At 70.8% G+C, this 5,133-nt stretch carries 5 protein-coding genes and 1 pseudogene; 3 read left to right on the forward strand and 3 right to left on the reverse strand.

Annotated features, from left to right (window positions below; genetic code table 11):
- A pseudogene (locus QZV94_RS22990) lies at window positions 1–219 on the forward strand (Bcr/CflA family drug resistance efflux transporter); the annotation flags it as partial.
- On the opposite strand, the gene QZV94_RS22995 reads toward QZV94_RS22990, so the two are convergent.
- From QZV94_RS22995 to QZV94_RS23005, 3 genes are read right to left on the reverse strand one after another with little or no spacing between them, the layout of a single operon-like run.
- Window positions 216–590 (reverse strand): DUF423 domain-containing protein, encoded by a 375-nt coding sequence (locus QZV94_RS22995; protein WP_293682482.1) that lies wholly within the window; start codon window positions 588–590, stop codon window positions 216–218. The pseudogene QZV94_RS22990 and the gene QZV94_RS22995 overlap by 4 nt on opposite strands.
- Window positions 590–2,011, reverse strand: a complete 1,422-nt coding sequence (locus tag QZV94_RS23000) for an amidase (protein ID WP_293682483.1) — start codon at window positions 2,009–2,011, stop codon at window positions 590–592. Before QZV94_RS23000 ends, QZV94_RS22995 begins: the two co-directional genes overlap by 1 nt.
- Window positions 2,011–3,288, reverse strand: a complete 1,278-nt coding sequence (locus QZV94_RS23005) for an aminotransferase class III-fold pyridoxal phosphate-dependent enzyme (protein ID WP_293682484.1) — start codon at window positions 3,286–3,288, stop codon at window positions 2,011–2,013. The genes QZV94_RS23000 and QZV94_RS23005 overlap by 1 nt, the downstream gene beginning before the upstream one ends.
- A gap of 118 nt (window positions 3,289–3,406) precedes the next feature.
- On the opposite strand from QZV94_RS23005, the gene QZV94_RS23010 reads away from it, so the two are divergent.
- Window positions 3,407–4,570, forward strand: coding sequence for an MFS transporter (locus tag QZV94_RS23010; protein ID WP_293682486.1), 1,164 nt, complete (start codon window positions 3,407–3,409; stop codon window positions 4,568–4,570).
- Between the two features lie 76 nt (window positions 4,571–4,646).
- A partial coding sequence (locus tag QZV94_RS23015) for an alcohol dehydrogenase catalytic domain-containing protein (protein ID WP_293682488.1) occupies window positions 4,647–5,133 on the forward strand: 487 nt, incomplete at its 3' end.

The raw sequence follows: 5,133 nt of genomic DNA on the forward strand, positions 1-5,133 counted from the left end.
ATCGCTGCCTGTGCGCTGGGCGGCGCTCCGCTGCGCTCGGGTTTGGACTCGGCGCTGACGGGGACGCTGTCCTTCGCGAACGGCGCCGTCGCTTCCAGAGTTGCGGGCTTGTTCCACGACGGCACGGGGCGGCCGATGGCGGTGGTGATGCTGCTAGGCTTGGTGGGCTCGGCCGCCGCCCTGCGCTGGCTGGCCCTCCCGAAGTCGGGTCAGGCTTAGGGATCGACCCCGCGCGCCGCCCAGGCCAGCACGGCCCAGCCCGTCAGGAACAGCAGGCCGCCGATCGGCGTCACCATCCCCAGCCAGCGCGGCCCGCCCAGCGCCATGGCGTAGAGGCTGCCGGAGAACAGCACCACGCCTGAGAGGAAAAAGGCTGGCGCGAAGCGGGCGCGCCGCGCGCCCACCTGCATGAAGGTGGCGCTGGCGAAGGTCGCCATGGTGTGCATGAAGCCGTACATCGCCCCGGTGCGCAGCCACTCCTGGGCCTTGGGATCGGAAATCCCATGGGCGGCGAAAGCGCCGATGGCCACGGCGACGAACCCGCCCGCCGCCGCCAGGGTCATCCAGTTGCGGCGGCTCCAGAGTGGCATCACCCCCACACCTGCGGCCGGCGGTCCTTCCACGGCGCTTCCTTCTCCAACTGCCCGGCCAAGCGGAAGAGGGTGGCTTCGTCGGCGTATTTGGCGGTGAACATCATGCCGATGGGCAGGCCCGAGGCGCTCATCTGCAGGGGCAGGCTCATGGAGGGCTGGCCGGAGAAGTTGAACGGCGGCGTGAATGGGAAGACGCGTCCCTGGCGACGGTTCACTTCCCGGGGTTCCAGGTTCACCGGGTCGATGTGCCCGATCTCCGGGACCGGCGTGCCCATTACGGGCGACAGGTAGACATCGATGTCCTCGAAGCAGGCCACCACCTGGCGGGCCAGCATGCGGGTGTCCTGCAGGGAGCGCATGACGTCGGCGCCGGTCTGACGGCGTCCGGCCTTGAGCGAGGCCCAGGTCAGCGGCTCCAGCTCGTGCGGCTCCGGTTCGCGCCCGACCTGTTCGATCAACCGCGCCATGCCCGCGGCGAAGTTGGCGGCCGAGGCGGCGCCGCGGGAGGCGTAGAGCGCGCGGTAGTCGATGCCGAGGCCGCGCTCGAACACCTCGTGGCCAAGGCCCTTGAGCAATGTGGCCGTGCGCTCGAGCGCGGCTTGGATCTCCGGCTCGATCGGGCGGCCCGAGGGCGTCTCCGACGACCACGCGATGCGCAGCTTGCCGGGGCTGCGGGAGACCTCATCGAGGTACGGCCGGTCCTTCGGCGGGGCGGGGTAAGGGGATCCCGGCTCGGGGATGCCGGTGGCGTCCAACATGGCGGCGCTATCGCGCACGGTGCGGCTAACGACGTGGTCGACCACGTTGCCCATGGCGTAGTCGTAGCCGTCGGGCAGGTTGGGGTTGCGGTCGCGCGTCACCTTCAGGCCCACCAGGCCGCAGCAGGCGGCCGGGATGCGGATCGAACCCAGGCCGTCGGAGGCGTGGGCCAGCGGGACCATGCCGGCCGCCACCGCGCTGGCCGATCCGCCCGACGAGCCTCCGGCGATGTGGGCGGGATTCCACGGGTTGCGGCACGGGCCCAGCCGCGCGCTCTCGGTGGTCCCGGTGATGCCGTACTCGGGCGTATTGGTCTTGCCGAGCGGGATGACGCCCGAAGCGCGGTAGCGAGCGGTGAGGCCTGAATCCTCCGTGTCGACCAGGTTGCCGAACCGGCTGCCATGGCTGCGCGGCCAGCCGGCGACGGCGATGCCCAGGTCCTTGATCAGGAAGGGCACGCCCTTGAAGGCCCCGTCGGGGAGGGGCCCTTTCGCCTGTTTCCGCGCGTCGTCGAAGCCGTTGAAGACCACCGCGTTGAGCGTCGGGTTGTGCCGTTGGATCCGGGCGATCGCGGCCTCCACCAACTCGGCCGGTGCGACCTGCTTCCTGGCGACCAACTCCGCCAGACCGAGACCGTCATAGTTCGAATAGTCGTCCATCAGCGGGCTCCGGCTGAGAGGACGGCGAGTTTCTCGCCGCGCGCGAGATCCCGGATCTGGCGTGTCAGCGCCTCGAAGGCCCCCTCGGGGGTGTCCAGCGCGCCGGCGATGTCCGCCTCGGTCATGGCGGCGCAGAGGAACATGTTATGCCAGGGGTGCAGGTAGACCCCGCGAGCCAGCATCTCGGAAGAAAAGCAGAAGCCCTTGCGGAGGTCCGGGTCGCCCTCGAACAAGAACAGCGGCATCACGCCGGGTCCCGTCTGGCGCAGGGCGAAGCCGGCGGCGCTGGCGCGCTCTCCGAGGCCGGTGCGCAGGCGCTCGCCCAGGGCGGTGATGCGCTCCAGGTAGTCGCTCTCGCGGATCAGGCGGAGGGTCGCCAGCGCCGCGGCCATCGGCGCGGCCTGATACCAGAACGAGCCGGTCACATAGATCGAACCGGCCGCCTTGCGGGCCTTGTCACTGCCCAGCAGCGCGGAGATCGGATGGCCGTTGGCGATGCACTTGCCCCAGGTGGAGAGGTCCGGCTGGACACCGATACGGCTCCAGGAGCAGTCGCGGGCCAGCCGAAAGCCCGCGCGCACGTCGTCCACGACCAGGAGCGCGCCGGTATGGTGGCAGCGCTCGCGGGCGCGGCGGGCATAGGCCGGGTCCGGGTCGGCCTGGTCGATGAACGCGTCGTGCTTGAACGGCGCGGCGAAGATCGCCGCCAGGTCTTCGCCGGCCTCTGCCACGGCGGCTGCCAGGCTGGCCACGTCGTTGTAGTCGCAGAGGATCTGGTGGGCCCGGTCGCTGTCGATGGTGCCCGCCGGCCGCGGCACGCACCAGGGCGCCGCGCCATGGTACGCGCCGTTGGCCCGCACCACGGTCCTGCGCCGGGTGTGGGCGCGCGCCGTGGTCAGGGCCATGGTCGTGGCGTCCGTGCCGTTCTTGCAGAAGATGGCCCAGTCGGCGTGGGCGACCATGGCGGTCATGGCTTCGGCCAGCTCCACCATCAGCGCCGTGGGCCCGGTCAGGGTGTCGCCCAGGCCCAGCTGGCGCACGTACGCCGCGTCGATCTCGGGATGGCCGTAGCCGAACAGGTTCGGCCCGTAGGCGCACATGAAGTCGAGGTAGCGGGTCCCGTCGGCGTCCCAGATGTGGGCCCCTTCGCCACGCTCGAAGAACTGCGGGTAGTCGTCGGGCAGCAGCCCCACCGACTGGTGACCGTACATGCCGCCGGGGATCACCGCGGCGGCCCGTTCGCGCAGCTCGCGGTCGCGGCTGTTGGGTCTCGCCATCCGCCCCTCCGTTATCGGTGTTCAGGGACATTAGCTCCGGGCGGGGCCCCGTCTACCGCCTTCCCGTCATCCCGCCGGGAGGGGAGAGAAACGCCGGCGACTCCTGTACAGCCACGCTATGTCGCTCCCGATCCGGCTGGGCCTGTTCTACTCGGCGATCTTTGTCGGGACAGGGGCGAGTTCGCCCTACATGCCGGTGTGGTTCGCCTACCACGGGCTGAACGGGGCGCAGATCGGGCTGATCCTGTCGTTGCCGATGCTGGCACGCATGGTCACCGCCCCGTTGCTCGCCGTCTGGGCGGACTCCTTCCGGCTGCGGCGGACGGCGCTGATCTTCATGAGCCTGGGCGTGGCGGCGGCGTACGCGGCCATGGCGCTTCCGCTGGGTTTCGCCGGCTGGATCGTGGTCTGGTTCGCCGCGTCCTCGGCCTTCTCCACCATCTCGCCGCTGACCGACGTGATCGTCCTGAAGCGGGCCAGCCGCGACGGCTTCAACTACGGCTGGCCGCGCGGCATCGGTTCGGCCGCGTTCATCGTCGCCAACGTGGCCTTGGGCGCGCTGCTGGCCTGGAACTCACCCGAGATCGTCCTGGTCTGGATCGTGGCCAGCGCTGCGATCATGGCGCTGGCGGCGCGCCTGCTGCTGCCGGCTGACCCGGTCCATGAGGACGACGCCCCGTCGACGGCGCGTGCGGCCTGGTCGGGCCTCGGCGAGCTGGTCCGCGACCCGGGGTTCATGACCGCGGCGATCGCCGCCGGCCTGATCCAGTCGGCGCACGCCTTCTACTACGGGTTCTCGACCCTGGCCTGGAAGGCGCAGGGCATCCCGGAGAGCATGACCGGCGTCCTATGGGGCGTGGGCGTGGCGGCGGAGATCGCGTTCCTGTGGTTCTGCGAGCCGTGGCGGCGGCGGATCGGACCGCGCAACCTGCTGGTCCTCGGCGGCGTCGCGGCGATCGTGCGCTGGGCGGCGCTGGCCTTCTCGCCGCCGCTCTGGATGCTGTTCCCGCTGCAGACCCTGCACACCCTCAGCTACGCCGCGACCTTCCTGGCGTCGCTGCAGCTGGTGGAGCGGCTGTCGACGCCGCGCAACGCCTCGGCGGCCCAGTCGATCAACTCGGCGCTGTCAGGCGGTGTGCTGGCGGGCTTGGCGACCATGGCGTCCGGACCGCTGTTCGACCGGTTTGGCGCGCAGGGGTATCTGCTGATGGCGGCGATGTGCGCCGCGGGCCTGATTGGCGCGGTTCGGCTCTACAGCTTCAAGCGGCTCGACCCGGCTTGAGACCCCCGTCTGACGTGGCGACACGCTTGCCGCGCCCAGCCCAGGCGCCGATGATCGCGGCCCACGGAGGACGCCCATGCGAGCCCTGAACGTCGCCGCCCCCTGGGGCCCGGACGCCATCCAGGTGGTGGAGAAGCCGGATCCCAAGCCCCGCCCCGGCCACGTGCTGGTGCGGATGAAGGCGGTGTCGCTGAACTACCGCGACCTCCTGATGATCAACGGCATGTACGGGCGCGGCATGGCCAAGCCGGATGACGTCATCACGCCCTTCTCCGACGGCTGCGGCTATGTCCAGGCGGTGGGCGAGGGGGTCACCCGGTTCAAGGCGGGCGACCGGGTCTCGACGCTGTTCTACCAGGAGTGGATCTCCGGACCGCCCGAGCTGGACAGGGTGCAGACGGCCCTCGGCTTCCCGGTCCCTGGCGCCGGCGCGGAACTGCAGACCTTCTCGCAGGAGGGGCTGTCGAAGGTCCCCGACTTCCTGACCGACAACCAGGTCGCGACCCTGGCCTGCGCGGCGCTCACCGCCTGGCGCGGCCTGGTGGTGCAGGGCCAGGTGAAGT

It is taken from the genome of uncultured Phenylobacterium sp. (assembly GCF_902826855.1).
In the GTDB taxonomy this organism is placed as follows: domain Bacteria; phylum Pseudomonadota; class Alphaproteobacteria; order Caulobacterales; family Caulobacteraceae; genus Phenylobacterium.